The following is a 24,519-nucleotide window of genomic DNA, read 5'->3' as shown; positions in this document are numbered from 1 at the left end:
CATGCTTCATTTTGTCATTGCCGTACCCGTCGTCATTGCCGGAGTGATCGCCGCAGCTATGGGCTTTTCCGCCTGGAAGGCGCATGCGATCGAAGAGGAGTTCCCCAACCGCGGCGAACTGATCGACCTTGGCGAGTTCCAGATGAACTCCCTCCACATCCCGGCGGGCCCCGACGCCGATCTGCCGCCGATCGTATTCATCCATGGTGCGGGCGGCAACCTGCGCGACCAGGAAGCCGCCTTTCGTCCATCGCTGGAAGGCCGTGCCGAGCTGCTGTTCGTCGATCGTCCGGGGCACGGCTATTCCGAGCGTGGCGGCGAGGAGAATGCGTGGCCAGATGGCCAGGCAGCAGCCATTGCCAGCCTGATGGAGGCCCGCGGCATCGACAAGGCCATCATCGTCGGCCACTCCTTCGGCGGCGCCGTTGCAGCGAGCTTCGGTCTCTATCAGCCGCAAAAGACGATAGGGCTGGTGTTGCTCGCGCCGGCGACGCATCCCTGGCCGGGCGGCGTTGACTGGTACTATGAACTTGCAGCCAAGCCCTATATCGGCTGGCTCTTCACCCGCACCGTGCTCATTCCGGCGGGCCTGATGCGGCTCGGCCAAGCAACGAAGAGCGTGTTCGACCCCAATCCACGCCCGGAGGAGTACATGCAGCATGGCGCCCCCGCACTGGCGGTTCGTCCTCGGAACTTCCGCAACAACGCGATCGACGTCGTCAACCTCAACGACTATGCCCGCCGCGTGGCGCCGACCTACCACAACATTGAGGCGCCGACGGTCATCATCAGCGGCAACCGTGATGGTGTCGTGGCCGAGGAGATCCACTCGGCCGGCCTCAAGCTCGACATCGATGACTCGGAACTGGTTTGGGTGGACAAGTGCGGCCACAAGCCCGATTACATGGCGACCGAAGTTGCCGTCGCGGCGATCGAGAAGCTCGCCGGCCGCAAGCGCGACCTGCAGACGATTGCAAGCCGCCTTGATGTCCCGGTCACGCGGCCTGACGGCGTCGCGGCGCAGGCGCCCGGAGCACCGCTCGAGCCCTAGATCCCGCTCTGGCCGTCGGCGCCGATATAGGCGATGCGCAGCATGTTGGTGGCGCCGGGCGTACCAAGCGGAACACCTGCCGAGATGATGATGCGATCTCCCGCCTTGCCGAACCCTTCCGACACGACGATGCGGCAGGCACGGTTGACCATGTCGTCCAGATCCTCGGCGTCCTTAGCGACCACGCAATGCAGGCCCCAGCAGACCGAAAGGCGGCGTGCCGTCTGCACGATCGGCGAAAGCGCAATGATCGGCACCTGCGGCCGCTCGCGTGAGGCACGTAGGCCCGTCGTTCCCGAAGAGGTGTAGGTGACGATGGCCGACAGTCTCAGCGTTTCAGCGATCTGCCGTGCTGCAAGGGAGATCGCATCGGCGCCGGTGGCTTCCGGGGTCGGGCGCTGGGCGTAGATGATGTTGGAGTAATAGGGGTCGCGCTCAACGGTGCTGGCAACGGAGGCCATGGTGGCGATCGCCTCGACCGGGTATTCGCCCGAGGCGGATTCGGCCGAAAGCATGATGGCGTCGGCGCCTTCGAAGACGGCGGTCGCGACGTCGGACACTTCGGCGCGGGTCGGCACCGGCGAGGTGATCATCGATTCCAGCATCTGGGTTGCGACGACCACCGGCTTGCCGGCCCGACGACAGGCGCGCGTCAGCTGCTTCTGCAGCCCGGGAACCGCCTCGAGCGGCATCTCTACCCCAAGGTCGCCACGCGCAACCATCAGGGCGTCGGAAAGCTCGATGATCTCCTCGATCCGCTCGATTGCCTGCGGCTTCTCGATCTTCGACATCAGGCCGACCCGACCACGGGCGATCTTGCGGACTTCGGCAAGATCTTCCGGGCGCTGTACGAAGGACAGCGCCACCCAGTCGATCTCGTTGGTTGCCAGCGCCGCATCCAGATCGGCCCGGTCTTTCGGGGTTAGAACACCCACTGGCAGAAGCGTGTCCGGAAGGCTTATGCCCTTGCGATCCGAGATCTTGTTGCCGGACACGACGGTACAGACGATCTTCGTACCGTCGGTCTTCTCGGCCCGCAGCAGGAGCTTGCCGTCATCGATCAGCAGCCGATGGCCCGGCTTCACCGCTTCCAAGATTTCTGGATGCGGCAGGAAGACGCGTGTGGAATCACCCGGTTCGTCACGATTGTCGAGCGTGAAGGTCTGGCCGGGCTCCAGTGATACCTTCGTTTCGGCAAACTTCCCGACGCGCAGCTTCGGCCCTTGAAGGTCGGCAAGAATGCCGATCGGGCGGCCGCAACGCTCTTCGACAGAACGGATGCGCTGAATCAGTGTACGCATCATCTCGTGGCTGGCATGGCTCATGTTGATGCGGAACAGATCAGCACCTGCCTCGTGCAGTTTCTGGATCATGTCCTCTTCGGAAGAGGCCGGGCCGAGCGTGGCGAGGATCTTCACTTTGCGGTTACGCTTCATCAATTCTGGCCTTCCTGCGTGCTTGGTGCGTCCGAGAGCTGCACCATCCAGCTGCCCTGGCGCCCGGTATCGTATTCCTTGAAGCCCATGCGCTGATGGCCCCGCGCGAAGCAGTCCTCCACACCAACGATCTTGAACTCGTTCTCGGCGACGCACATGTTGACATCACCGGTCCAGCGGCCGCCGCGTGCGGCGTCCTCCGCATAGAGATAGTAGTAGCGGGATTGCAGCTCGCCCTCGATCAGCGTAGCGCATGTGGAGGCGGGAACCTGCCACCAGCCCTCGGTCGTCCAGCCTTCCTGGGCGCGATAGCCGATCGCCACACCGACGAGGTTCTGCGTGCCGTTGCAGACGCGGAAGTCCGCATGCGCTGCGCCGGCGGCCAGAAGCGGCACGCCGAGCGACACGGCAAATGCCAGTGCCGGCACCATGCTGAGCGGGCGGATAAGAGAAAAGCGGATTGATTTGGACACGGCTTCCGATGGGACCCCATGGTTATTCGCGAAGCACTTTCTCGCCCGGCAGGGGTGGAAAGTCAACGCAAGTCTAATCGATTATACCGGCGGCGAACCGGCAGGAATGGAAGCAAGCTTGCGCCTTTGACCGCCGCATGCGATCAACCCCACACTCATCAAACTCATGTCAGGATCAGCTCTTCCCCATGCAGGATTTGGTACCCTTCGAGATCATAGAAGGCGATTATGACGGCGGCATGGTCCTGCTCGCCGACCACGCGATGAACCGGCTGCCGCAGGGATATGGCAGCCTCGGCCTGCCCGACAGCGCATTCAGCCGGCACATTGCCTATGACATCGGTATCGAAGGCCTCACGCGGAGGCTCGCCGCACGGCTGAACGTTCCTGCGGTGCTCGGCTGCTTCTCTCGGCTGCTGATCGATCCCAACCGCGGTGAGGACGATCCGACGCTGATCATGAAGATCTCCGACGGCGCGATCATTCCCGGGAACTATCCGATCTCGGAGGAGGAGTGGGACCGGCGGCTGGAGATCTACCACCGCCCCTATCACCGCGCCGTGGAGCGAACACTTGCCAAGGCAGGTGCGTCAGGGCGGGCGCCGCTCGTCCTCTCGCTCCACTCGTTCACGCCCACATGGAAAGGCGTTCCCCGCCCGTGGCATGCCGCAGTCCTGTGGGACACGGACTACCGCGCCGTCCACCCCCTTCTCTCGATGCTGCGCGAGGATCAAAGTCTGGTGATTGGCGACAACGAACCGTATGATGGGGCACTGCGCGGCGACACCATGTATCGCCACTGCATGACGTCCGGCACCCCCCATGCGCTGCTGGAAGTGCGCCAGGACCTGATCGGAGATGAAGCGGGCATCAACGAATGGGCGGATCGCCTCGCGCCGGTTTTCGCTCGATTGAACGAGGACCCGCTTCTTCATCACTATGAGGTCTTTGCCTCCCGCACGGGCCCCTACCCCACCTGAACTAAGGATCGGAGCAAGGCCATGATCGAACTGAGCGACCAGCAGAAGACGGAACTAGAGGCTGCGGCATTCCGCCGTCTCCTGCAGCACCTGCGCGAACGGGCGGACGTGCAGAACATCGACTTGATGAACCTTGCAGGCTTCTGCCGCAACTGCCTCTCGAACTGGTACCTCGACGCCGCAACGGAGGCCGGCCTGGACATCACCAAGGACCAGTCTCGCGAAATTGTCTATGGCATGCCGTATGAGGAATGGAAGAAACGCCACCAGAACGAAGCGACTGGCGATCAAAAAGCCGCATTCGAACGAAACAAGCCCGTTGATCACTGAGGCCACGGTCGATTCGGCTTGACCTTCGGCGCCCTTCGCGGCAGGTGACACAACAATCTCAAAACCCCGCACCAAGAGGAGACCCTCGATGTCTGATGCTCATGGCGTCGCTCGCGACCAACTCCGCGCATTTGTCGAGCGCATCGAAAGACTGGAAGAAGAAAAGAAGACAATCGCCGACGACATCAAGGACGTCTACGGCGAAGCCAAGTCCATGGGCTTCGACACCAAGATCCTCAAGAAGGTGATCGCGCTGCGCAAGAAGGACGATCAGGAGCGCATGGAAGAGGACCTGATCCTCGACACCTACCTGCAGGCACTCGGCATGATCGAGGGCGCTCCGGAGCAGGACGCGGCTTAACTAGCAGCACGCAGTACAGACGAAAAAACCCGCCTTCGAGGCGGGTTCAGACTGCTGACAAAGTCCTCTTTGCCTTTGCTGGCGCTACTTCGACTCCGATCCGTTCGCTTTTCGATTCAGAGACGTTCCGTGAATCTGGGTCCTTGAGAAGGTGGGGCGGGGGTTTGTCATCAAGCTGAACCCGCCTTCGAGGCGGGTTTTTTGTGTATGCTGACCGACCTCAGCGGGTCGCCGGTGCAGAACTGAAGCGGTTGAGATCGATCACTGCGGCTCGCGTCACCGGCTTGAATGCACCTGCCGCGTAGGCGGCGGAATACTCGCTGTTCAAGGTGCGGGTGACAACGCGGGGCGCCTTGACCGAGGCCACCTCTGCGACACGATTGTTGCTGAGGGCCCACTTCGTCAGAAGATCGCCAGTCAGTGCCGGAACGGCCTCCTGCTTGGCGCTGGCTGCAGAGCGGCCACCCTTCATCGGTGCGGTCACCTCGGCTGCCGGCGCGGGCGCGTCGAACCCGTCGCCGAAGCGCATCGCCTCAACAGAGTTCGAAGCCTGAGGAATGGACGCAACTTCGACCGGCTTCTGCGCAGGCTCCGGCGTCTGTGGGGCGGCGATGGCAGAGCGGGCATAGGCGCCGCTCTCGGCCAGAGCCGCAACGACGGCAGGCGTCAGTTCCTGCTGTTCGTCGAGCTCGGCCTCAGCTTCGACATCAGCCGTCACCAACGCCAGCAGCGGTTCGGCAACGGAAGGCCGTGCGGCCGGCAGCGGGATCGACGCCAGAACCTCTTCCGGCAGCTCGCCGGTGGCCGAGGCCGCCATCACGCCGCCCTCGCTGTCGCCCTTCATACCGCGGGCACTAAGCAGCGTCGGAACGGGAATGGCGTACTGCTGCAGATCGGCAAATGCTTCGCCTTCGGGAGCGGCCAGTCCTTCTGCCGGACGTGGCGTCGGCGGAAGCGCTGCCTGCAGGGCCTCCTGCGCCGCATTGCGAGCAGGCGAATAAAGCGCGGTTGCAAGGCCGCCGGGTCCACCGTCCTGGCGGAAGGCGGGACGTGACTGGGGCACAGGTGCAGAAATCGTCTCGACGCCCGGCAAGCCCTGCGGCTCGGCCGCGGCGACCATAACCGGCGCCTGCGGCTGCGGCTGTACAGGAGCGACCTGCGTCGGGCGTTCTTCTACCGCCGGGGCGGCGATCGCATCGGCATCCTCATCCTCGTCGCCACCGCCGAAGAGCACGGCGAACAGGTTCGGGCGCTTCTTTTCCTGCGAGCGGCTGCTGCCGCCGGCGGTGCTGGCGATCTCGATGCTGCTGCCGCTGATGCGCTTCTTGTAGTCCGCCAGCGCCTGCTGGTAGCCCGGAAGAGGCTTGCCGTCCGCCGGCAGATGAAGCGTGTTCCCATTCGGGAAGATGCTGACAAGCTCCTGCCGGCTCATCCGCGGCCAGGCGCGCACGCCGCCGACATCAAGGTGTACGAAGGGCGAGCCGGATGTCGGGTAGTAGCCGACGCCGCCGACCTGCATCTGCATCGCCAACCTGCGCAGCGTCGCAAGCTTCACTCCCGGAATGTAGAAGTCCATCGCCTTGCCCAGCATGTGCTGGCTATTCTTTGCGACCCCCTTGCTGCGCGAACGCAACATCCCGTTGGTGGCCGGCGAGCGGTATGCCGACACGACGTGGATATAGTCCCGCGCACCGCTGCGCTGGTAGACTTCCCATACGAGATCAAACAGCCGCGGGTCCATTTTCGTCGGCTCGTTGCGGCGCCAGTCGCGCAGGAACTGGTTGATCTGCTGGAGACCGCGCTGATCATATCGTCCATTGCGCTTGAAGACGATTTCGGCGCGTTCTTTCGTGTGGATGAAGTAGAGCTTGAGGCTGCGCGTCTCGGCGGACGCCTCCGTGGCGGAGGCAGCGAGCAGCGGCAGCGCAAGACAGGCTGCCGCAAGACAGGAAACGATGCCTGCAGACAGGGACCTCAGAAGACCGCCTTTGCGTAGCCGTTTGCTTACGCCCGCAGGCGCCTTCTGTACATTCAGATCCGGCAAGGCGATCCCCGTCCTGTCGACAACATCCCTCGTTGCCGTAAATGACCGTCAATTAAGGTGAGACGATGGCAAATTTGCCACACAATCACAACTATCCTCGGCAGAGTCAACAATTCGCTACCGAGCGATTGACAGAAGCTGGCAGAACATCCTTGCGTGAAAGTTAACGCTCGCTAATACGCCTCTGCTCAAGCAGCCTCCTTCACCGGATCGTCAGGATCGATACCGTAATCCTTGAGCTTGCGGTAAAGCGTCGATCGGCCGATCCCGAGCTTGCGCGCCACCTGGCTCATCTGCCCCCGGTAGAACTTCAGCGCAAACCGGATAAGTTCTTCTTCCACTTCGGCAAGTTTGCGCACCTCGCCCGTGGGGTCGACAGTCGGAATGGCATTTTCGGAGATGCTCGCTGCGGGGTAAGCGGCAGCCAGAAGCGCACGCGGATCCGGGCGGGCCGGACGGGGAGGCATCGTCCGGAAGGCGTCCGGCGAAAGGCGCGACAGAGGCGACGATCCGCGGCCATCGGGAGCAGATTGCCCCTGGCGCAACGCTGTCTCCAACGACGCACTTGCGACCCAGTCACCCCCGCCGTGAAACTGTGGCAGCTGTGCGGCGATTTGTGGGAAGTCGTGCTCCACCAGTTCCTCGCCCTGAGCAAGCACGACAGCTCGGAACATCGCGTTTTCCAGCTCCCGCACATTGCCCGGCCAGTCATGTGCCGTCAGCAGCGCCATGGCCGCCGAGCCAACCTTGACCGGACGCGGCAGTTTCTGTTCCACGGAAAAGCGTTCGGCGAAAACGCGGGCAAGATGCGGGATATCCTCCCTGCGCCGGCGGAGCGCCGTGATCGTGATGGGGAAGACGTTCAGGCGGTAATAAAGGTCTTCACGGAACCGGCCTTCCCTGACTTCCTCGATGAGGTCCCTGCCCGTTGCTGAGATCACCCTTACATCGACGGCTACGACGTTTGAAGAGTCGACCGGCTGAACCACTCCGTCTTGAACCGCACGCAGCAGCTTTACCTGCACATCCGACGGGAAGTCGGCAATCTCGTCGAGGAACAGGGTACCGCCATCGGCTTCGGCAAACTTGCCGGCCTGCCGGTCGCTTCCAAAGAGCACCGGTTCCAGGAGCTCCGCCGGCACTGCGCCGCAATTGACGGCAATGAAAGGCTTCGTGGCGCGGTCGCTGGCGGTGTGGATGGCGCGCGCGACAAGTTCCTTGCCGACACCCGGCTCGCCTTCAAGCACGACAGGGATGGAGGATTGGGCCGCGCGACGCGAAAGATCGAGCACGCGCAGCATGTCTTCGCTGGCCGAAACAATATCGTCGAGTGCAACTGCCCCACCGCGGGATCTGCGGGTCGTCCTGCCACGGCCGTTCTTCCGCCCAAGCTTCAGGGCATTTGCAACCGAGGCTGAGATCCGCTCCGGAGAGACCGGCCGATTGACGAAATCGAATGCGCCAGCACGCATCGCCTGCACAACCGCATCACTGCCTGCATGGCTCGTCTGCACGATAACGGGGGTGCTGAAACCCGCCTCGTGAATTTCCGCGAGAAGTCTCTCGCCGTCCGCGGGAGTGGTCGTCACGTCAGCCACGATCACGTCGATCTGATTGCCGTGACGGCGCAGGAACTCCAGCCCTGCACCTCCGTTCTCGGCAAGGTGCACGACATACTCATGCGTTTCGAGCGCACCCTTGAGAAGGCGACGCTGGATAGGATCTTCATCTATCACGAGGATTTGGGCGATCATGCTCGGCTCCCGACATCAATCATAATGTCCCAGGTGGGGGTACGGAATGATGCCGGTTGTGTCAGAAAGGCTTGAAGATCGTCTTTTGAGAAACGCTTGCATTTTAACGGCTGTCACGGAAAACAGGACCGGTGAGAGCGACCGCGATGAGAAGGAAGAAGGTAGAATGACACGTCCCGAGATCACCGCGCCGGTGAAGCAGGCATCTGCGGAACAGGCAGCATCAACGGCCACCTCTTTGGGCGAGCTGCCGATCTGGAAGCTGTCGGACCTTTATCCTTCCCGCGACTCCGCCGAGTTTAAGACGGACATGGAAAAGGCCGCAGACCTCTCCAAGGCATTCGAAGCGCGCTGGAAGGGCCGCCTCACGGACGCCGCCGCCAATACGGGCGCAGATGGCCTTGGCCAGGCGCTCAAGGATTATGAGATCCTGGAAGATCTGCTTGGCAAGCTTGGCTCCTTTGCCGGCCTCACCTACTTCTCCGACACGTCCAATCCTGCGAATGGGAAGTTCTATGGCGACGTTCAGTCGAAGCTGACGGACCTCGCCTCTCACCTCCTGTTCTTCGCCCTGGAGCTCAACCGCATCGATGACGCGACCATGGACACCGCACTCGATCGCGACCCGCAGGCGGCGCACTACCGCCCCTGGGTCATCGATCTGCGCAAGGACAAGCCCTTCCAGCTCGACGACAAGCTGGAGCAGCTCTTCCTCGAAAAGTCGATGACCAGTGCCGCTGCCTTCAACCGGCTGTTCGACGAGACGATGGCGGAGCTACGCTTCGAGGTCGACGGCGAGAAGCTCCCGCTGGAGATCACGCTGAACATGCTGCAGGAGCCGGAAGAGCCGGTTCGCCACAAGGCGGCGGAAGCGCTGTCGAAGACCTTCCAGCAAAACATCCGCGTCTTCACGCTGATCACCAACACGCTCGCCAAGGACAAGGAAATCTCCGACCGCTGGCGCGGCTTTGACGACATTGCCGACAGCCGCCACCTCGCCAATCGGGTGGAGCGCGAGGTCGTCGACGCCTTGGCTGTTGCCGTTCGGGAAGCCTATCCGCGCTTGTCGCATCGCTACTACGCCATGAAGGCGAAGTGGCTCGGCATGGAGCAAATGAACTTCTGGGATCGTAACGCGCCGCTCCCTGAGACGCCGAAGGCGCTGATTTCCTGGCCGGATGCGAAGGAAACGGTGCTCTCCGCTTATGCCGGCTTTGCCCCGCAGATGGCGGACATTGCCCGCCGCTTCTTCGACGAGGAGTGGATCGATGCGCCGGTGCGCCCCGGCAAGGCGCCCGGCGCCTTCGCCCATCCGACCGTGCCCTCTGCGCACCCTTATGTGCTCGTCAACTATATGGGGAAGCCGCGCGATGTGATGACGCTTGCCCACGAGCTCGGCCACGGCGTGCATCAGGTGCTGGCCGGCGAACAGGGCGCACTGATGGCGCAGACGCCGCTGACGCTGGCTGAAACCGCCTCCGTCTTCGGCGAGATGCTGACCTTCCGCGCACTCCTGGAGAAGACCAAGGATAAACGCGAGCGCAAGGCCATGCTCGCCCAGAAGGTCGAGGACATGATCAATACGGTCGTGCGCCAGATCGCCTTCTACGAGTTCGAGCGCAAGCTCCACACCGCCCGCAAGGACGGCGAGCTGACGTCGGAACAGATCGGCGAGCTGTGGCTGTCCGTTCAGGAGGAAAGCTTCGGTCCGGCAATCCGCATCTCGGAAGGCTATGAGACGTGGTGGGCCTATATCCCCCACTTCATCCATTCGCCCTTCTATGTCTACGCCTATGCCTTCGGCGACTGCCTGGTAAACTCGCTCTACGCCGTCTACCAGAACGCCGAGCCGGGCTTCCAGCAGAAGTATTTCGAGCTGCTGAAGGCCGGTGGCACCAAGCATCATCCGGAACTGCTGAAGCCATTCGGCCTCGACGCCACCGACCCCTCCTTCTGGTCCAAGGGCCTGTCGATGATCGAGGGCCTGATCGACGAACTAGAAGCGCTGGACAGGGGCTGAGCCCGTCCGGCGGCCACTTGCTTTCCGTCTCGTTTCAATGCTCAGACAAAACGCAAACATCCTCTGCTTCCCCGGCGGAGGATGTCTTCAGGCATCCGGTGGATAAGCGGGCATGGAAAAGCACCAGCCTTACATCCTCTTTCGCGACGACAAGCGCGGCGAGAGCATCGTCTTCGACAACCCGCGGGAAATCGTCACCGCCCGAACGGCCGACGAGGTGCTGCCGGCGCTGGCGCGGCTGGAAAAGGCGCGCCGCGGCGGCTTCTGGCTAGCAGGCTACCTCTCCTACGAGGCCGGCTATGTCTTCGAGGAGAAACTCCGGCCGCTTGTCGTCGACCACCGCGAGACGCCGCTGCTGACGTTCGGCGTTTTCGACGAACCGGCACCGGCCGATCATCGCCTCGCCGCACCGCCCGACGCTGCCGTGGAAGAGTCGTTCCTGAGTAGGCCGCACACCGCTTGGGATCTTGCGGCCTATCGCACCCGCTTCGAGCACCTGCACGAGCACCTACGGCGCGGCGACTGCTACCAGGCAAACCTGACGATGCCGATCACCGCCCGCTGGAGCGGCGATCCGCCCACCGCCTTCTGGTCGCTCACCGCCCGCCAACCCGTCCACTATGGTGCCCTCGTCGATCTCGGCGGACCCGTTATCCTCTCGCGCTCACCTGAACTGTTCTTCAAGGTCGATAGGGACGGGTGGATCGAGGCTCATCCGATGAAGGGCACCGCACCACGCGGCTCCACGCCGCAGGAGGACGCGACCATCGTCGCGGCATTGCTGGCGGACGAAAAGACACAGGCCGAAAACCGGATGATCGTCGACCTCCTGCGCAACGATATCTCGATCATCAGCGACGTCGGCACGCTCTCCGTCACCAAGCTCTTCGCCGTCGAGACCTATCCGACCGTGCACCAGTTGGTGAGCCATGTGCGGGCGAAGCTGCGCTCCGAGATCGGCCTGCCGGACGTCCTCACCGCCCTCTTTCCCTGCGGATCCATCACCGGCGCGCCGAAGATGTGGGCAATGCGGATCCTCGCCGAGCTGGAGGTTGGTCCGCGGGATGTCTATTGCGGCGCAATCGGCTGGTGCGATCCGGCGGGCCCCATGCGATTTTCGGTGGCAATCCGCACCTTGACCCTTTTCAACACCGGAAAGGCTGTCTTCAATGTCGGCGGCGGCATCGTGATCGATTCGAATGCCGAGGCGGAATATGACGAATGTCTTCTCAAGGCAAAGTTCGCGATAGGCAATCAGGCGATCTCGCGCTGATCGAAACCATGCGCTGGGAGCCCGGCACCGGATTCCTGCGTCTCGACCAGCATTTGCGCCGTCTGCGGCGGTCCATCGATGCCCTCGGGTTCCTTCCGCCGGTCGATCCCGCGACCGCACTTCAACTGGCAACCGGCGGCGACCAGCCACTCCGGGTGCGGCTGGCCGTTACCTATCGCGGCAAGACGGAAGTCACCACGACGCCCTTCGAACCTGAGCCGGTCGACAAGATTTGGCGCCTGCGCATCGCCAAGCAGCGTCTTTCTGCAGATGACGCCTTCCTGCGGCACAAGACCACGCGGCGAGACGCCTATGACGCGGCACGCGCCGAATTTTTACGCGAAGAGGCCGACGAGGTGCTCCTGCTCAACGAGCGGGGCGAGCTCTGCGAAGGCACCATCACCAATCTCTTTGTCGAAGGCGCCGACGGTATTTTGCTGACGCCCGGGATTTCCAGCGGGCTCCTGCCGGGAATCCTGCGAGCAGAACTGATCCGCGATGGCAAGGCGCGGGCAGAAGTGCTGAAGCCGGCGGCGCTTGCGAACCGCCGGCTCTTTGTCGGGAATTCCCTGCGGGGCCTGATCCCGGCTGAGCTTCTGGACGGAAGTTAGCGTACCTGCCGCAAGATCATGCCACCATGATGCAGCGTATCCTCGTCAACGAATTCGCCGTCGGCGGTAAAGCCGGTATCGTCCCAGTAGTCGATGTGGCTTCCGGTGACGACGTAACTGCCTTGATACGCGCTTTCGCGGTTTCCGCGCACCTCGTCATAGCGGCCGTTCGGCAGAAGCTCGTGGCGCACGCGGTTGTCGTCGGTCACCCACATGCCGACGTAAGGGTGGGTCTGTACCTCGGTTTGCTTGGTCATCTTGTCCTCCGCAGTTGCGGTGTTGCAGGCCGCAGCAGTCAAGGCCGCGGCAATCAGGATCGTGTTTCTGGTTGGCATCGTCTTCTCCTCAATTCGGCGAACGCAGCGGCCGCACGACGATCTCGTTGACGTCGACGTCCTCCGGCTGCTCGATGGCGAAGCGGACGGCACGGCCGATCGCCTCCGGCTGAAGCGCAATCGAGCGGTAGCTCTTCATCGCGTCGGCTGCGGTCGGATCGGTGATCGTAGAGGCGAGCTCGCTCTCGACCACGCCCGGGTGGATGCAGGTGACGCGAATGTCGTCATGCTCCTGCCGCAGCCCGTCGGATATAGCCCGCACAGCGAACTTCGTGGCGCAGTAGACCGCACCCGTCGGCACGACCTGGAGCGCCCCGATTGATGCGATGTTGATGATGTGGCCGGAGCCACGCTCCGTCATCTCCGGCAGAACCGCAGCGATGCCGTGCAGCACGCCCTTGATGTTGACGTCCACCATGCGGTCCCACTCGTCGACCTTCATGGAAGCCATCGGTGAAAGCGGCATGATGCCGGCATTGTTGATCATCACGTCCACACGCCCGAACTGCTGCCGGGCGGCTGCCGCGAAGGCAGCGACGTCTTCGCGATCCGTGACGTCCAGCCGCCGGACGACGACGGTCCCACCATTGCTGCGAACCTCCGCAGCCAGTTCCTCGAGCCGGTCGGTCCGTCGCGCGCCGAGCATCAGCGTCGCCCCGCCCTTCACCAGTTCGCGGGCGATTCCTGCTCCGATACCGCTTGATGCGCCGGTGATGAGTACGATCTTTTCCATCTTTCTCTCCTTCCGTGAAGCTTCATTGAGCTTGATCGGAAGGTAAGGACGCGCCATTGTCAGCGGTAGCTACCTCAACGTTTCCGGATTGGTAAGCGGATCTAACCAATGACAGTCGATCTCAATGCGTTGACTGTGTTCGTCACCGTTGCAGAACAGAAGAACTTTCGCGCCGCTGCAGACTGCCTCGGCGTCACGCGGGCGGCCGTCAGCCAGATCATGCGCAAGCTTGAGGAATCGATGGGCATCGCCCTCGTCAATCGCACGACCCGCAGCGTGTCCCTGACGGAAGCGGGCGAGCGGCTTTACGCCGATGCAGCCCCTGCCCTTGCTGGCCTGCAGGCAGCGGTGGAGGCAGCGGAAAACCTGCGGGACCGCCCGCGCGGTCAGCTGAACCTCGCCGTCTCCTCCATCGCCGAAAGCTTCCTTTCCGGCGACCTTCTGGCCTCCTTCGCCGAGGCCAATCCGGAGGTAAAGATCCATGTTACCGTCACGGATGATGAATTCGATATCGTCGCGGGAGGATACGATGCAGGCGTGCGGCTGGGGGAGGTGATCGCGCAGGACATGATTGCCCTTCCCGTTTCCGGCGACCAGCGGCAGCTTGCGGTCGCTTCCCCTGCGTACATTGAACGCCACGGTGCGCCTCAGCATCCACGCGAGCTTTCCTTACGCCGCTGCATCGGCTGGAGAACCGCCGCCGGCGTCGCCTCCTACCGCTGGGAGTTCGCAGAGGACGGAAAGGAGCTCTCCGTTGCGGTCGGCGACGAGATCACCACCACCGACATGTCCCTGATGGTCCGGCTCGCTATCGCCGGCGCCGGCATTTCCTTTGGTATGGAAGAGAGCTCCCGAGGACCGATCGATCGGGGAGAACTGGTGCCGCTTCTGGAGGATTTCTGCCCCCGCTTCCCCGGCTTCTATCTCTACTATCCGAGCCGCCGCAACATGGCGCCGAAGCTGCGGGCGCTGATGGACCACCTGCGCCGCAACCGGCAGCCGTGACAGTCTGCACCGCCGAGCGACAACTCTGAGCCAAGCAAGCACCGGAGAGGCTTTGACACCCTGCCATGACGCCCGGCAAAGCCTCATCTGCCGTTTTTCCGGCCCCCCTCTGCAACCTCTTTATTGTGACGAGGATTTATGATCTAGAGCGCGCGAATTTGCGATTGAGCGCTCTCATCCGTACCCTGTCAGCCCACGGCGCAGCGGCGTGATGCCGCGGCTCTGAAGGAGAAGCATATGAGTGAAATGACGTATCCGGTTCATGGCGAAATCACCGGCCCGATTGTGATGATCGGCTTCGGCTCCATCGGTCGCGGCACCCTGCCGCTGATCGAGCGCCACTTCAAATTCGACAAGAGCCGGATGGTTGTCATCGATCCGCGCGACGACGAGGCGGAGCTTCTCGTCAAGCACGGCGTCAAGCACATCAAGGGACATGTCACCAAGGAGAACTACAAGGATCTCCTGAAGCCTCTGCTCGACGATGGCAAGGGCGGCCAAGGCTTCTGCGTCAATCTCTCCGTCGACACCGGCTCGCTCGACCTGATGAAGCTCTGCCGCAAGATGGACGTGCTCTACATCGATACCGTCGTCGAGCCCTGGCTCGGCTTCTATTTCGACACCTCGGTCAAGAACGCCGATCGCACGAACTACGCGCTGCGCGAAACGGTGCGCCAGGAAAAGGCGAGAAACCCGGGCGGCACCACCGCCGTTTCCACCTGCGGCGCAAACCCGGGCATGGTCTCCTGGTTCGTCAAGCAGGCGCTGCTCAACATCGCCAACGACCTCGGCATCAACTACGAAGAGCCCTCGGTCGATGATCGCGAGGGCTGGGCGAAGCTGATGAAGAAGGTCGGCGTCAAGGGCATCCACATCGCCGAGCGTGATACCCAGCGCACCAAGAACCCGAAGCCACTCAACGTGTTCTGGAACACCTGGTCCGTCGAAGGCTTCATCGCCGAGGGCCTGCAGCCGGCCGAACTGGGCTGGGGCACCCATGAAGAATGGATGCCGAAGAACGCCAAGAAGCACAAGAAGGGCTGCAAGGCAGCGATCTATCTGGAGCAGCCGGGCGCGAACACCCGCGTACGCAGCTGGTGCCCCACGCCCGGCCCCCAATACGGCTTCCTCGTCACCCACAACGAGTCCATCTCGATCGCTGACTACTACACCGTCCGCGACAAGCATGACGAAGTGAGCTACCGCCCAACCTGCCACTACGCCTATCACCCGGCGAATGACGCAGTCCTTTCGCTGCACGAGATGTTCGGCAATGGCGGCCATGCGCAACCGGTCCAGCACGTGCTGGACGAGGACGAACTGGTGGACGGCGTCGACGAGCTCGGCGTCCTCCTCTACGGCCACGACAAGAATGCCTACTGGTACGGCTCGCGTCTGTCGCTGGAAGAAACGCGTCGCATCGCGCCCTACCAGAACGCGACCGGCCTGCAGGTGACCTCGGCGGTTCTGGCCGGCATGGTCTGGGCCCTGGAGAACCCGAAGGCCGGCATCGTCGAGGCCGACGAGGTCGACTACAAGCGCTGCCTGGAAGTCCAGTCGCCCTATCTCGGGCCGGTGGAAGGCCACTACACCGAGTGGACTCCGCTCGATGGCCGCCCGGGCCTCTTTCCGGAGGATATCGACACCTCCGATCCCTGGCAGTTCCGCAACATCCTCGTGCGCTGAGCACTGACGTCGTCAGCAGGGAAGGATGCCTCTCCGGCAACCTTCCATTGTTGAAAGGCGGTAAAGGAGGCTGTGCAAGCCGCCGGGCTGCGCTACATAGAAGGTCGTGTTAAAACGGCACAGGCCGGACGAATTGCGGGAGACACCGATCATGAAATTGAAAGCGAGCATCGTGCTCATTGCCGCCGCCACGCTGACTGCCTGCGTTTCCTCGCCGCCACCGTCTCGCCTTCCGCCCATACAGGCCCAGCCGCAGGGTGTCGAAGGCACCTGGGCGGATCCGAACGGCATCGTCTCGACCTTCCAGGGCGGCACCTTCAGCACCCGCTCAACCGACAGCAATACGTTGCTGGCATCCGGTACCTATACGTCGCTCTCGCCGACGCTCGTCGAGATCAACATGACGTCGCTCGTCCGCAACACGCAGTCGCGCGTCAACTGCGCGCTGGTGACGCCGAGCCAGCTGAACTGCACGCAGGACAGCGGCGCGCAGTTCTCGCTCACGCGCCGCACCTGACCCGGTGAGCAGCAGGTTCCAAAAGCCCCGCTTCGGCGGGGTTTTTCTTTGGCTGCACATGCTTAACCGGCGTCCTTGCACGGCACATTTCCCTTGATGTCGCATCTCCTTGATGGAAACATGCTAGCAGCGTTCGGCGCCCGGGCAGCTCAACTGCCACGAGAGAGCGGGCGGCGCGAGGCCCTCAGGCCCTCAACCAGGAGAGAAAGATGATGAAGACATTGAGACTGGGGCTGATGACGGTATCGGCTGTCGTTTTGTTTGCCGGCACGGCACTCGCCGATTACGAACTCAATATCCTGCACATCAACGATCTCCACGCCCGCATCGAGGCGATCAACAAGTACGACTCCACCTGCTCTGCCGAAGAAACGGAAAAGAACGAATGCTTCGGCGGCATCGCCCGCGTGAAGACCGCCATCGACAGCCGCCGCGGCGAGCTTCAGGACGCAAACGTGCTGGTGCTCGATGCCGGCGACCAGTTTCAGGGCTCGCTGTTCTACAGCATGTTCAAGAGCGGCCCGATTGCCGACTTCATGAACGGCATTGGCTTCGACGCCATGGCGATCGGCAACCACGAATTTGACGACGGGCCGGAAGAACTGTTGAAGTTCATCGATGCCGCCGAATTCCCGATCATTTCCGGCAACACGATCGCCACGCAGGACAGCATCCTCTCCGGCAAGTACGAGCCCTACGTCATCAAGGAAATGGGCGGCGAGAAGGTCGCCGTCGTTTCCGTCCTCGCAACGGACACCGACGAAACCTCTTCGCCCGGCGACAAGATTAGCTTCGAAGACGAGGTGGAATATCTGAAGAAGGCCGTCCAGGAGATCGAATCCCAGGGCGTCGACAAGATCGTGCTCCTTTCCCATGTCGGCTACGCGCGCGACAAGGAAATCGCCGCAGCCGTCGAACGGATCGACGTCATCGTCGGCGGCCACAGCCATACGCTTCTCTCGAGCACCGACGAGAAGGCCTCAGGCCCCTATCCGACTATGGTGAAGAACCCGGCCGGCGTTGAGGTGCCGATCGTGCAGGCCTATGCCTATTCCAAATACCTTGGTGACCTGAAGGTGGTCTTCAACGACGAGGGCGTCGTGACATCCGCCGAAGGCGCTCCTCAGCTGCTCGACTCCGCGGTCGTTCCCGATGCCGGTTACGCCGCCAAGGTGGAAGAGCTCGGCAAGCCCCTGCAGGAACTGAAGCAGAAGGTCGTGGGATCATCGCAGGACACAATCGTCGGCGACCGCAACATCTGCCGCGTCGAGGAGTGCTCCATGGGTAACCTGGTGGCCGATGCACAGCTCGACCGCGTCAAGGATCAGGGCATCACGATCTCGATCGCCAACAGCGGCGGCCTCCGGGCCTCGATCGATTCCGGCGACGTGACTATGGGCGAAGTGCTAACCGTGCTGCCGTTCCAGAACACGGTCGCGACCTTCCAGCTCAAGGGCTCCGACATCGTCGCCGCGCTTGAAAACGGCGTCAGCCAGATCGAAGAGATCGCCGGTCGTTTCCCGCAGGTTGCAGGGCTGAAGTATTCCTTCGACCGCTCCAAGCCGGTCGGCGAGCGGATCAGCGACGCCCAGGTCAAGGAAGGCGATGGTTTCGCGCCGATCGATCCGGAGAAGACCTATGGCGTCGTCACCAACAACTACGTCCGCGGCGGTGGGGATGGCTACAAGACCTTCGCCACCAAGGCGATCAACCCTTATGACTTCGGCCCGAACCTGGAGCAAGCTGTTGCAGATTACCTGTCGGCCAACAGCCCCTATGAACCCTATACCGATGGCCGCATCACGGACGTGACGCCAGCCGACTACACGCCGCCCGCCACGGCGGAATCTCCCGCGGCACCGGCAGCGCCTGCCGGAACGACGGCAGCACCAGCCACACCTGCCCCGACGGCGGCAGCACCGGCTGCTCCCGCTTCGTCTGAACAGGCTCCGGCGGCCGCCCAGGTACCTGCAAGTCAGGCACCGGCAGCCCAGGCACCTGCTGCACCGGAACCCGCGAGCGAAGCGCCTGCACAGCAGACGCCGGCGCCCGCGGCCCAGGCTCCTGAACCCGCCGCTGAGCCAGCACCGGCGCCCGCTGCAGACGCAGCAGCGCCGGCTGCCGCAGAGGGCGCAGCCACGACTTATGTGATCGTGCAGGGTGACTCGCTCTGGAAGATCGCGGTCCAAAGATACGGCGATGGTGCAATGTGGGCGAAGATCGCCGAGGCAAACGGCCTGCACAATCCGAACCTGCTGATCGTAGGACAGGAAGTGGAATTGCCGGCCAACTAAGACGATTTGTCCCGCAGCGACATGCGGCCCGGGGCTTTCCCGGGCCGTTTTTTCTTTCTAGATAGAACCGAACCTCTCGCCGTGCCGTAGTAGCCGGCGAAACAGCAATCGGAATAAGAAGATGGATGCGACTGTCAGCCAAATGCCGCTTGGTCACCCGCAGGTCAAGTTCGGGAAGGTTGGCGTGCTTCTCGTGAACCTCGGCACCCCCGACGGGACGGATTACTGGCCGATGCGCCGCTATCTCGCAGAATTCCTCTCCGACAAGCGCGTCATCGAGTGGTCGCGACTCTACTGGTATCCGATCCTCTACGGCATCGTCCTCAACAAGCGCCCCCAGAAGGTCGGCAAGGCTTATGAGGAGATCTGGAACAAGGAGCGCAACGAGAGCTATCTGCGCACCTACACGCGCAACCAGGGCGAGCTGATGGCCACCGCACTGCAGGATCTGCCTAACGTCGTCGTCGATTGGGCTATGCGTTATGGCAATCCGTCGATTGCCTCGAAGCTCGACGCGCTCCAGGCCGCCGGTTGTGAAAAGATCCTGCTCTTCCCACTCTATCCGCAGTACGCCGCATCAACGACGGCAACCGTCAACGACAAGGCGTTCGAGCACCTGATGAAGATGCGCTGGCAACCGGCGCTCCGCACGGTTCCGCCCTATCACGACGATCCGGACTACATCGATTCCCTCGCAATCTCCGTCGAGAAGGCACTGGCAAAGATCGATTGGGAACCGGAAATGCTGGTCGCCTCCTTCCACGGCATCCCGCAGTCTTATTTCAAGAAGGGTGATCCCTACCACTGCCATTGCCAGAAGACTGGCCGACTGCTGCGCGAGCGTCTCGGCCTGCCGAAGGAGAAGTTCATGGTCACCTTCCAGTCCCGCTTCGGGCCGGAAGAATGGTTGCAGCCCTATACGGACAAGACGATGGAAAAGCTCGGTGACGAAGGCGTCAAGCGCATCGCCGTGATCAATCCCGGCTTCGTCTCCGACTGCCTTGAAACCCTGGAAGAGATCGCCGGCGAGGCGGGCGAGATCTTCGAGCATCACGGCGGCGAGAAATTCCTGCACATCCCGTGCCTGAACGACAGTCCGGAAGGCATGCGCGTGCTGGAGAAGGTCGTCCGGCGCGAACTCCAGGGCTGGATCTGATTACCGTTATTTCCCTCCCGAGGGTAACATGATAGGCAATCTTCCACTATCATAGCTGGAGGAATGAGCATGGTTCTCGGCGGCCTCGATATCGTCGTCATCGCCATTGTCGTCTTGGTGATCCTCGTGCTGTTTGCGGGGATCAAGACGGTGCCGCAAGGCTATCGCTATACGGTGGAGCGGTTCGGCCGCTACACCCGCACGCTCGATCCCGGCCTTAACCTGATCACGCCCTTCATCGAGCGCATCGGCGCCCGGATGAACGTCATGGAGCAGGTGCTGGACATTCCGACTCAGGAGGTGATTACCAAGGACAATGCCAGCGTCTCGGCCGATGCGGTGGCCTTCTACCAAGTACTGAACCCGGCGCAGGCCGCGTACCAGATCTCGGATCTCCGCAACGCGATCCAGAACCTGACCATGACCAACATCCGCTCGGTCATGGGGTCGATGGATCTCGACGAGCTGCTGTCAAACCGCGAAATCATCAACGAGCGCCTGCTGCGGGTCGTCGACGAAGCCGTCGGGCCTTGGGGCATCAAGGTCACACGCGTCGAGATCAAGGACATTCAGCCGCCCGCCGATCTGGTGGAGGCCATGGGCCGGCAGATGAAGGCCGAGCGGGAAAAGCGCGCCCAGGTGCTGGAAGCCGAAGGTGCGCGCAACGCCCAGATCCTGCGGGCCGAGGGCGCCAAGCAGGCCGCCGTCCTGCAGGCGGAAGGTGAGCGCGAGGCAGCCTTCCGGGAGGCGGAGGCACGCGAGCGTCTGGCCGAAGCGGAAGCGAAGGCGACGCAGGCCGTCTCGCAGGCCATTGCGGTCGGCGACGTCCAGGCCATCAACTACTTCGTCGCGCAACGCTATACCGAAGCGCTGGCCGAGATCGGCAAGGCGCCTAACTCGAAGATCGTGCTGATGCCGATGGAGGCGTCGTCGCTGATCGGCTCGCTCGGCGGAATCGGCGCGATTGCCAAGGAAGTGTTCGGCGATGGTGATGGACCGACGCGTCCTCGCGCCGCCGCACCGCAACAGCCTGCCCCACCGGCACCGCCGCGCTCCACGCCTCCCGCACCCCCGGCCCCGCAACGCCCCGCGAACCCGTTCGCGCCGCGCGGCGAAAGCTGAGATCATGCTGGCGAGCCTCTTCTCAACCCTTGGCCCCTGGAGCTGGTGGATCTTCGGCATCGTGCTTCTGGCGGCCGAGCTTCTGGCACCGGGCGTCTTCCTCGTCTGGATCGGGCTGGCAGCGATCATAATCGGCGCCCTGTCACTCCTCCTCTGGGAGGCGGCCTTCTGGGCCTGGCAGCTGCAGCTGGTGCTCTTCGCGGGGCTCGCCATCGTGCTGGCCTTCGCCGGGCGGCGCTTCTATTCCGACAAGGGTGAAAGCGACCAGCCGCTGCTAAACCGGCGCGGCGAAAGCCTCGTCGGGCGCACGGCCACCCTACACGAGCCGATCCGCGAAGGCCGTGGCCGGATCCATCTGGATGACACATGGTGGCCGGTGATCGGGCCAGATCTGCCGGCGGGAACCCGCGTGCGGGTGATCTCGGCCGAAGGCCGTGACGTCAGGGTCGAAGCGGCCTGATCAGGCGACGCCGACGCGCAGTAGATCGTGGAAATGCACGATGCCGACCGGACGCTTGTCCTCGTCCGTGACGATCAATGCCGAGATGTTGTGCTGGTTGAGGATGGCCATCGCCTTGGTCGCCAGCGTCTTTTCACCGACGGTCTTCGGCGAATGGGTCATGATGTCATCGACCCGCATCGCACCGAGGTTGAGGTTCAGCCCACGCGCCAAGTCGCCATCGGTGACGATGCCGCAGAGCCGCCCATCATCGTCCAGCACGCCGACACAGCCGAACCGGCGCTCCGAAAGCACCATCACGGCATCGGGCAGAGGAGTTCCCTTCGGCACCAGCGGAACGCGATCCCCCGTATGCATGAGGTCGCCGATATGGCTGAGCATCGCGCCGAGCTTGCCGCCCGGATGGAACACGCGAAAATCGAGTGCCGTAAAGCCCCGGGCCTCCAGCAGCGCCACGGTGAGCGCATCGCCGACGGCCAGCTGCATGAGCGTCGACGTCGTCGGCGCAAGCCCATGCGGGCAAGCTTCCTGCTCTTTCGGCAGGAGCAGCACGACATCGGCCTCCCTTGCCAGCGTCGACAGCTCGCCCGCCGTCACCGCTATCAGGGGGATGGAAAAGCGGCGGCAATAGGCGACGATCGTCTGCAGTTCCGCCGTCTCGCCGCTCCAGGAGACAGCGAGTACCGCATCGTCGCGCGAAATCATGCCAAGATCACCATGTCCGGCTTCCGCGGCGTGGACGAAAGATGCCGGTGTCCCTGTCGAGGCAAGCGATGCTGCAAGCTTGGCACCGATATGGCCGCTCTTTCCAACCCCGGTTATGATCACCCGTCCCTTGAGCCCGAGGATCAGGTCGACCGCCCGCCGGAACGGATCTGCCAGCCCGTTCTGCAGCGCCAGCTCCAGCGCCGAAAGGCCGCTCTTTTCGATGTCGATCGTCCGCAGGGCGGACTGGATAACGTCAGTCTCGACGGATTTAGCTGCGCTCTTGATCATCAGCGGCATGTAATGCCTTCGCGGATTGAAGTCTAGCGGCTTGCGCGGAAGGCAATAATCCACGTCCCTCACGCTCTGTTAACCATGACGCTTTACGGTCGCGTAACAATCGGCAAGACCAGGCACCTGAGATGAGAGCAACGGACCAGCAAGGCGGGCGGCCTGCGGCGCAGCGAAATGCGCTGGCACTTTTGCTCGTCTCGTCGGCTCTCATCGCCCCTGCTCCGGCCGTCGCACAAAGCCCGTATCCTTCCCAACCGCCCGAGGAGACCACATCCAACTTCGGGATCGCAGATGCGAGTGGCGAAGGAACGTGGGCATCCGCACCTCCCGTCGGCATCGCACCGCTTCGCGGCGCTGCATCCGCCACAAGCGCCGACCGGAGTGCCTCGACCACCGGCAGCGCGATTTCAGAACCGGCGGCTTCCGCCGGAGCCGCTTCTGCGGATACGGACGTGCCCGAACTTGTCACCGGTGCGACCAGTGCCGGCAACAGCACGCCGGTCAATGATTCGCCCTATGTGGAAGACCTCAACCAGCCCTATGAGGATCTGCTCGATCCCCCGGCAGAGGACGCCGACCTTTCCGATGCACCTGCCGCGCCCGCCGATCCTACAGGGATTCGCCTCGGTACTGTGCTCCTGCGCCCATCCATCGGCCAGTCGATCAACCGCGAAACGATCCGGGACGGGTCCAACGAGACGAAACGCAACTACCTCGGCACCACAATCCGCGGGACGCTGACCTCGGACTGGTCAAGGCACGAGCTGTCCGTAAGCGGCGAAACAATCATCGAGCGCAACATCGACGACGGCAACCATCCGCGTCCGGAGGGCCAGATCGATGCCAACTTGCGGCTCGATCTGGCCGACGACACCGTCGCCAACATCTCCGCCGACTATGACTTCGAGCGGCAAGACAACAGCGATCCGAACGCCGTCGGCGGGGCTTCCACGCAGTCGACCGTCCACCAGTTCAGCAGCGGCATGACCCTGGAGCGCGATGCCGGTCTGATCCGCGGCCTGGTCGGGATGGGCGTCAATCGCGAGATCTATGGCGATGCAAAGCTACGGGACGGCTCCAGTCTCGACCTCAGCGACCGCGACCGCACCTTGGTTGATGGCCGACTGCGCCTCGGCTACGAGCTCTCCCCCGCCCTCGTTCCCTTCGTCGAGATCCGCGGCGGTCGAACGTTCTACGACGAGCGGCAGGACATTGCTGGCTACAAGCGCTCCTCCTGGACCTATGGCGGGCGCGGTGGCGTCGAGTTCGATCTTGGCGAGAAGCTGAGGGGGGAACTCGGAGCCGGCTACGAGTGGGTAGACTATGACGACGGGCGGCTGGCGACACTCGACGGGATTGCGCTGGATACCCGCGTCCTCTGGTCTCCACGCCGCGGGACGGATGTGGAGCTGGCGCTAGGCACGACGCTGCAGGACGCGACCTCGCCGGGTGCAAGCGGCTGGATTGAGTATAACGCGGCGGCGACCGTGACCCACCAGCTGCGGCACAACCTCGTCGGCCGTCTGACAGGTGGAGCAACGCAGCGTGAGTTCCCGGATGCTGCGGACGAGACGACCTGGATCACCGGCGCCGGCGTGACCTGGAGCCTGAGCCGTTATCTCGATCTGACGACCGCATTGGAATACGAGTTGACCGACCGCGTCGGCACAGACACCAAGACGCTTCGAGCCGGCCTCGGCCTTACCCTTCGCCGATAGCAAAACGCCCGGCACTTTGCCGGGCGCTCGTTCCTTTAGGTCATACCAGCTCAGCCGAGTTTGCCGACCATATCCTTCAGCGGCCCCTCGATCGCTGGGCGGATATCACCGCGCTGCAGGGCGAAAGCAAGGTTAGCGAGAATGAAGCCGTCCTTGGCGCC

At 62.9% G+C, this 24,519-nt stretch carries 21 protein-coding genes and 2 pseudogenes; 15 read left to right on the top strand and 8 right to left on the bottom strand.

Annotated elements, in window-relative coordinates:
* Position 1 precedes the first annotated feature (1 nt).
* Positions 2–1,051: an alpha/beta fold hydrolase gene (locus tag MUU54_RS12080; RefSeq protein ID WP_247244276.1), complete on the top strand. Its 1,050-nt coding sequence runs from the start codon at positions 2–4 to the stop codon at positions 1,049–1,051.
* Here MUU54_RS12080 and pyk read toward each other — a convergent pair.
* Positions 1,048–2,487 (bottom strand): pyruvate kinase, encoded by a 1,440-nt coding sequence (gene pyk, locus MUU54_RS12075; protein WP_247244275.1) that lies wholly within the window; start codon positions 2,485–2,487, stop codon positions 1,048–1,050. The genes MUU54_RS12080 and pyk overlap by 4 nt on opposite strands.
* Positions 2,487–2,870 (bottom strand): annotated as a pseudogene (locus MUU54_RS12070) (DUF1036 domain-containing protein); the annotation flags it as partial. The pseudogene MUU54_RS12070 and the gene pyk, both read right to left, overlap by 1 nt.
* Positions 2,871–3,148: 278 nt before the next feature.
* Here MUU54_RS12070 and MUU54_RS12065 point away from each other — a divergent pair.
* The 3 genes from MUU54_RS12065 (at position 3,149) to MUU54_RS12055 (ending at position 4,631) form a co-directional block, all read left to right on the top strand.
* Entirely contained in the window at positions 3,149–3,940 is a 792-nt protein-coding gene (locus tag MUU54_RS12065) for an N-formylglutamate amidohydrolase (protein ID WP_247244274.1), read from the top strand.
* 21 nt (positions 3,941–3,961) lie between these two features.
* Positions 3,962–4,270, top strand: a complete 309-nt coding sequence (locus tag MUU54_RS12060) for a DUF1244 domain-containing protein (RefSeq protein WP_247244273.1) — start codon at positions 3,962–3,964, stop codon at positions 4,268–4,270.
* A gap of 88 nt (positions 4,271–4,358) precedes the next feature.
* On the top strand, positions 4,359–4,631 hold the full coding sequence (locus MUU54_RS12055; RefSeq protein WP_247244272.1) for a DUF2312 domain-containing protein: 273 nt from the start codon (positions 4,359–4,361) through the stop codon (positions 4,629–4,631).
* A 220-nt stretch (positions 4,632–4,851) separates the two neighbouring features.
* Here MUU54_RS12055 and mepK read toward each other — a convergent pair whose 3' ends face one another.
* Complete coding sequence (gene mepK, locus MUU54_RS12050; protein ID WP_247244271.1) at positions 4,852–6,675, bottom strand: peptidoglycan L,D-endopeptidase MepK; 1,824 nt, start codon at positions 6,673–6,675, stop codon at positions 4,852–4,854.
* 188 nt (positions 6,676–6,863) lie between these two features.
* Positions 6,864–8,429, bottom strand: coding sequence for a sigma-54-dependent transcriptional regulator (locus MUU54_RS12045; RefSeq protein WP_247244270.1), 1,566 nt, complete (start codon positions 8,427–8,429; stop codon positions 6,864–6,866).
* A 166-nt stretch (positions 8,430–8,595) separates the two neighbouring features.
* Here MUU54_RS12045 and MUU54_RS12040 point away from each other — a divergent pair, with 166 nt between their 5' ends.
* The 3 genes from MUU54_RS12040 (at position 8,596) to MUU54_RS12030 (ending at position 12,333) form a co-directional block, all read left to right on the top strand.
* Positions 8,596–10,449 (top strand): M3 family oligoendopeptidase, encoded by a 1,854-nt coding sequence (locus MUU54_RS12040; RefSeq protein WP_247244269.1) that lies wholly within the window; start codon positions 8,596–8,598, stop codon positions 10,447–10,449.
* A 112-nt stretch (positions 10,450–10,561) separates the two neighbouring features.
* Positions 10,562–11,722: an aminodeoxychorismate synthase component I gene (locus MUU54_RS12035; RefSeq protein ID WP_247244268.1), complete on the top strand. Its 1,161-nt coding sequence runs from the start codon at positions 10,562–10,564 to the stop codon at positions 11,720–11,722.
* Positions 11,671–12,333: an aminotransferase class IV family protein gene (locus MUU54_RS12030; RefSeq protein WP_247244267.1), complete on the top strand. Its 663-nt coding sequence runs from the start codon at positions 11,671–11,673 to the stop codon at positions 12,331–12,333. Before MUU54_RS12035 ends, MUU54_RS12030 begins: the two co-directional genes overlap by 52 nt.
* Here the strand turns inward: MUU54_RS12030 and MUU54_RS12025 are convergent.
* Both MUU54_RS12025 and MUU54_RS12020 read right to left on the bottom strand, forming a co-directional pair.
* Entirely contained in the window at positions 12,330–12,668 is a 339-nt protein-coding gene (locus tag MUU54_RS12025) for an Atu4866 domain-containing protein (RefSeq protein ID WP_247244266.1), read from the bottom strand. The genes MUU54_RS12030 and MUU54_RS12025 overlap by 4 nt on opposite strands.
* A gap of 10 nt (positions 12,669–12,678) precedes the next feature.
* Positions 12,679–13,401 carry an SDR family oxidoreductase gene (locus MUU54_RS12020; protein WP_247244265.1) on the bottom strand — a complete coding sequence of 241 codons (723 nt, stop codon included), beginning with the start codon at positions 13,399–13,401 and terminating at the stop codon, positions 12,679–12,681.
* 108 nt (positions 13,402–13,509) lie between these two features.
* On the opposite strand from MUU54_RS12020, the gene MUU54_RS12015 reads away from it, so the two are divergent.
* From MUU54_RS12015 to MUU54_RS11985, 7 genes are all read left to right on the top strand, one after another.
* Positions 13,510–14,406, top strand: coding sequence for a LysR family transcriptional regulator (locus MUU54_RS12015; RefSeq protein WP_247244264.1), 897 nt, complete (start codon positions 13,510–13,512; stop codon positions 14,404–14,406).
* A gap of 237 nt (positions 14,407–14,643) precedes the next feature.
* A complete protein-coding gene (locus MUU54_RS12010) occupies positions 14,644–16,092 on the top strand; it encodes a homospermidine synthase (RefSeq protein WP_247244263.1) in 1,449 nt (482 codons plus the stop codon).
* Positions 16,093–16,243: 151 nt separating this feature from the next.
* Complete coding sequence (gene omp10 / locus MUU54_RS12005; protein WP_247244262.1) at positions 16,244–16,609, top strand: outer membrane lipoprotein Omp10; 366 nt, start codon at positions 16,244–16,246, stop codon at positions 16,607–16,609.
* 209 nt (positions 16,610–16,818) lie between these two features.
* Positions 16,819–18,903, top strand: a complete 2,085-nt coding sequence (locus MUU54_RS12000) for a 5'-nucleotidase C-terminal domain-containing protein (protein ID WP_247244261.1) — start codon at positions 16,819–16,821, stop codon at positions 18,901–18,903.
* Positions 18,904–19,024: 121 nt separating this feature from the next.
* Positions 19,025–20,059 (top strand): ferrochelatase, encoded by a 1,035-nt coding sequence (hemH, locus tag MUU54_RS11995; RefSeq protein WP_247244260.1) that lies wholly within the window; start codon positions 19,025–19,027, stop codon positions 20,057–20,059.
* A gap of 69 nt (positions 20,060–20,128) precedes the next feature.
* Positions 20,129–21,181 carry an SPFH domain-containing protein gene (locus tag MUU54_RS11990; protein ID WP_247244259.1) on the top strand — a complete coding sequence of 351 codons (1,053 nt, stop codon included), beginning with the start codon at positions 20,129–20,131 and terminating at the stop codon, positions 21,179–21,181.
* 4 nt (positions 21,182–21,185) lie between these two features.
* On the top strand, positions 21,186–21,641 hold the full coding sequence (locus MUU54_RS11985) for an NfeD family protein (RefSeq protein ID WP_247244258.1): 456 nt from the start codon (positions 21,186–21,188) through the stop codon (positions 21,639–21,641).
* On the opposite strand, the gene MUU54_RS11980 is transcribed toward MUU54_RS11985, so the two are convergent.
* Positions 21,642–22,637, bottom strand: coding sequence for a KpsF/GutQ family sugar-phosphate isomerase (locus tag MUU54_RS11980; RefSeq protein ID WP_247244479.1), 996 nt, complete (start codon positions 22,635–22,637; stop codon positions 21,642–21,644).
* 131 nt (positions 22,638–22,768) lie between these two features.
* On the opposite strand from MUU54_RS11980, the gene MUU54_RS11975 reads away from it, so the two are divergent.
* The gene (locus tag MUU54_RS11975) at positions 22,769–24,358 is read left to right on the top strand and encodes an outer membrane beta-barrel protein (protein ID WP_247244257.1); all 1,590 of its coding nucleotides are present in this window, start codon (positions 22,769–22,771) and stop codon (positions 24,356–24,358) included.
* A gap of 50 nt (positions 24,359–24,408) precedes the next feature.
* Here the strand turns inward: MUU54_RS11975 and MUU54_RS11970 are convergent.
* Positions 24,409–24,519 (bottom strand): annotated as a pseudogene (locus tag MUU54_RS11970) (UTP--glucose-1-phosphate uridylyltransferase); the annotation flags it as partial.

The sequence above is a fragment of the Pseudorhizobium tarimense genome (assembly GCF_022968135.1).
GTDB lineage: Bacteria > Pseudomonadota > Alphaproteobacteria > Rhizobiales > Rhizobiaceae > Neorhizobium > Neorhizobium tarimense.
The sequence above is the reverse complement of the archived record's forward strand: the minus strand, read 5'-3'. Positions and strand labels throughout refer to the sequence as shown.

Bases quoted from the DNA above. Each gene is read 5' to 3' on its own strand.
- MUU54_RS12010 (WP_247244263.1), top strand. From the start codon at position 14,644: ATGAGTGAAATGACGTATCCGGTTCATGGCGAAATCACCGGCCCGATT.
- MUU54_RS12020 (WP_247244265.1), bottom strand. From the start codon at position 13,401: ATGGAAAAGATCGTACTCATCACCGGCGCATCAAGCGGTATCGGAGCA.
- hemH (WP_247244260.1), top strand. From the start codon at position 19,025: ATGGATGCGACTGTCAGCCAAATGCCGCTTGGTCACCCGCAGGTCAAG.
- MUU54_RS11975 (WP_247244257.1), top strand. From the start codon at position 22,769: ATGAGAGCAACGGACCAGCAAGGCGGGCGGCCTGCGGCGCAGCGAAAT.
- MUU54_RS12035 (WP_247244268.1), top strand. From the start codon at position 10,562: ATGGAAAAGCACCAGCCTTACATCCTCTTTCGCGACGACAAGCGCGGC.
- MUU54_RS12060 (WP_247244273.1), top strand. From the start codon at position 3,962: ATGATCGAACTGAGCGACCAGCAGAAGACGGAACTAGAGGCTGCGGCA.
- MUU54_RS12045 (WP_247244270.1), bottom strand. From the start codon at position 8,429: ATGATCGCCCAAATCCTCGTGATAGATGAAGATCCTATCCAGCGTCGC.
- MUU54_RS12030 (WP_247244267.1), top strand. From the start codon at position 11,671: ATGTCTTCTCAAGGCAAAGTTCGCGATAGGCAATCAGGCGATCTCGCG.
- MUU54_RS11990 (WP_247244259.1), top strand. From the start codon at position 20,129: ATGGTTCTCGGCGGCCTCGATATCGTCGTCATCGCCATTGTCGTCTTG.
- MUU54_RS12040 (WP_247244269.1), top strand. From the start codon at position 8,596: ATGACACGTCCCGAGATCACCGCGCCGGTGAAGCAGGCATCTGCGGAA.
- omp10 (WP_247244262.1), top strand. From the start codon at position 16,244: ATGAAATTGAAAGCGAGCATCGTGCTCATTGCCGCCGCCACGCTGACT.
- MUU54_RS12025 (WP_247244266.1), bottom strand. From the start codon at position 12,668: ATGCCAACCAGAAACACGATCCTGATTGCCGCGGCCTTGACTGCTGCG.
- pyk (WP_247244275.1), bottom strand. From the start codon at position 2,487: ATGAAGCGTAACCGCAAAGTGAAGATCCTCGCCACGCTCGGCCCGGCC.
- MUU54_RS12080 (WP_247244276.1), top strand. From the start codon at position 2: ATGCTTCATTTTGTCATTGCCGTACCCGTCGTCATTGCCGGAGTGATC.
- MUU54_RS12055 (WP_247244272.1), top strand. From the start codon at position 4,359: ATGTCTGATGCTCATGGCGTCGCTCGCGACCAACTCCGCGCATTTGTC.
- MUU54_RS11985 (WP_247244258.1), top strand. From the start codon at position 21,186: ATGCTGGCGAGCCTCTTCTCAACCCTTGGCCCCTGGAGCTGGTGGATC.
- MUU54_RS11980 (WP_247244479.1), bottom strand. From the start codon at position 22,637: ATGATCAAGAGCGCAGCTAAATCCGTCGAGACTGACGTTATCCAGTCC.
- MUU54_RS12065 (WP_247244274.1), top strand. From the start codon at position 3,149: ATGCAGGATTTGGTACCCTTCGAGATCATAGAAGGCGATTATGACGGC.
- MUU54_RS12015 (WP_247244264.1), top strand. From the start codon at position 13,510: ATGACAGTCGATCTCAATGCGTTGACTGTGTTCGTCACCGTTGCAGAA.
- MUU54_RS12000 (WP_247244261.1), top strand. From the start codon at position 16,819: ATGATGAAGACATTGAGACTGGGGCTGATGACGGTATCGGCTGTCGTT.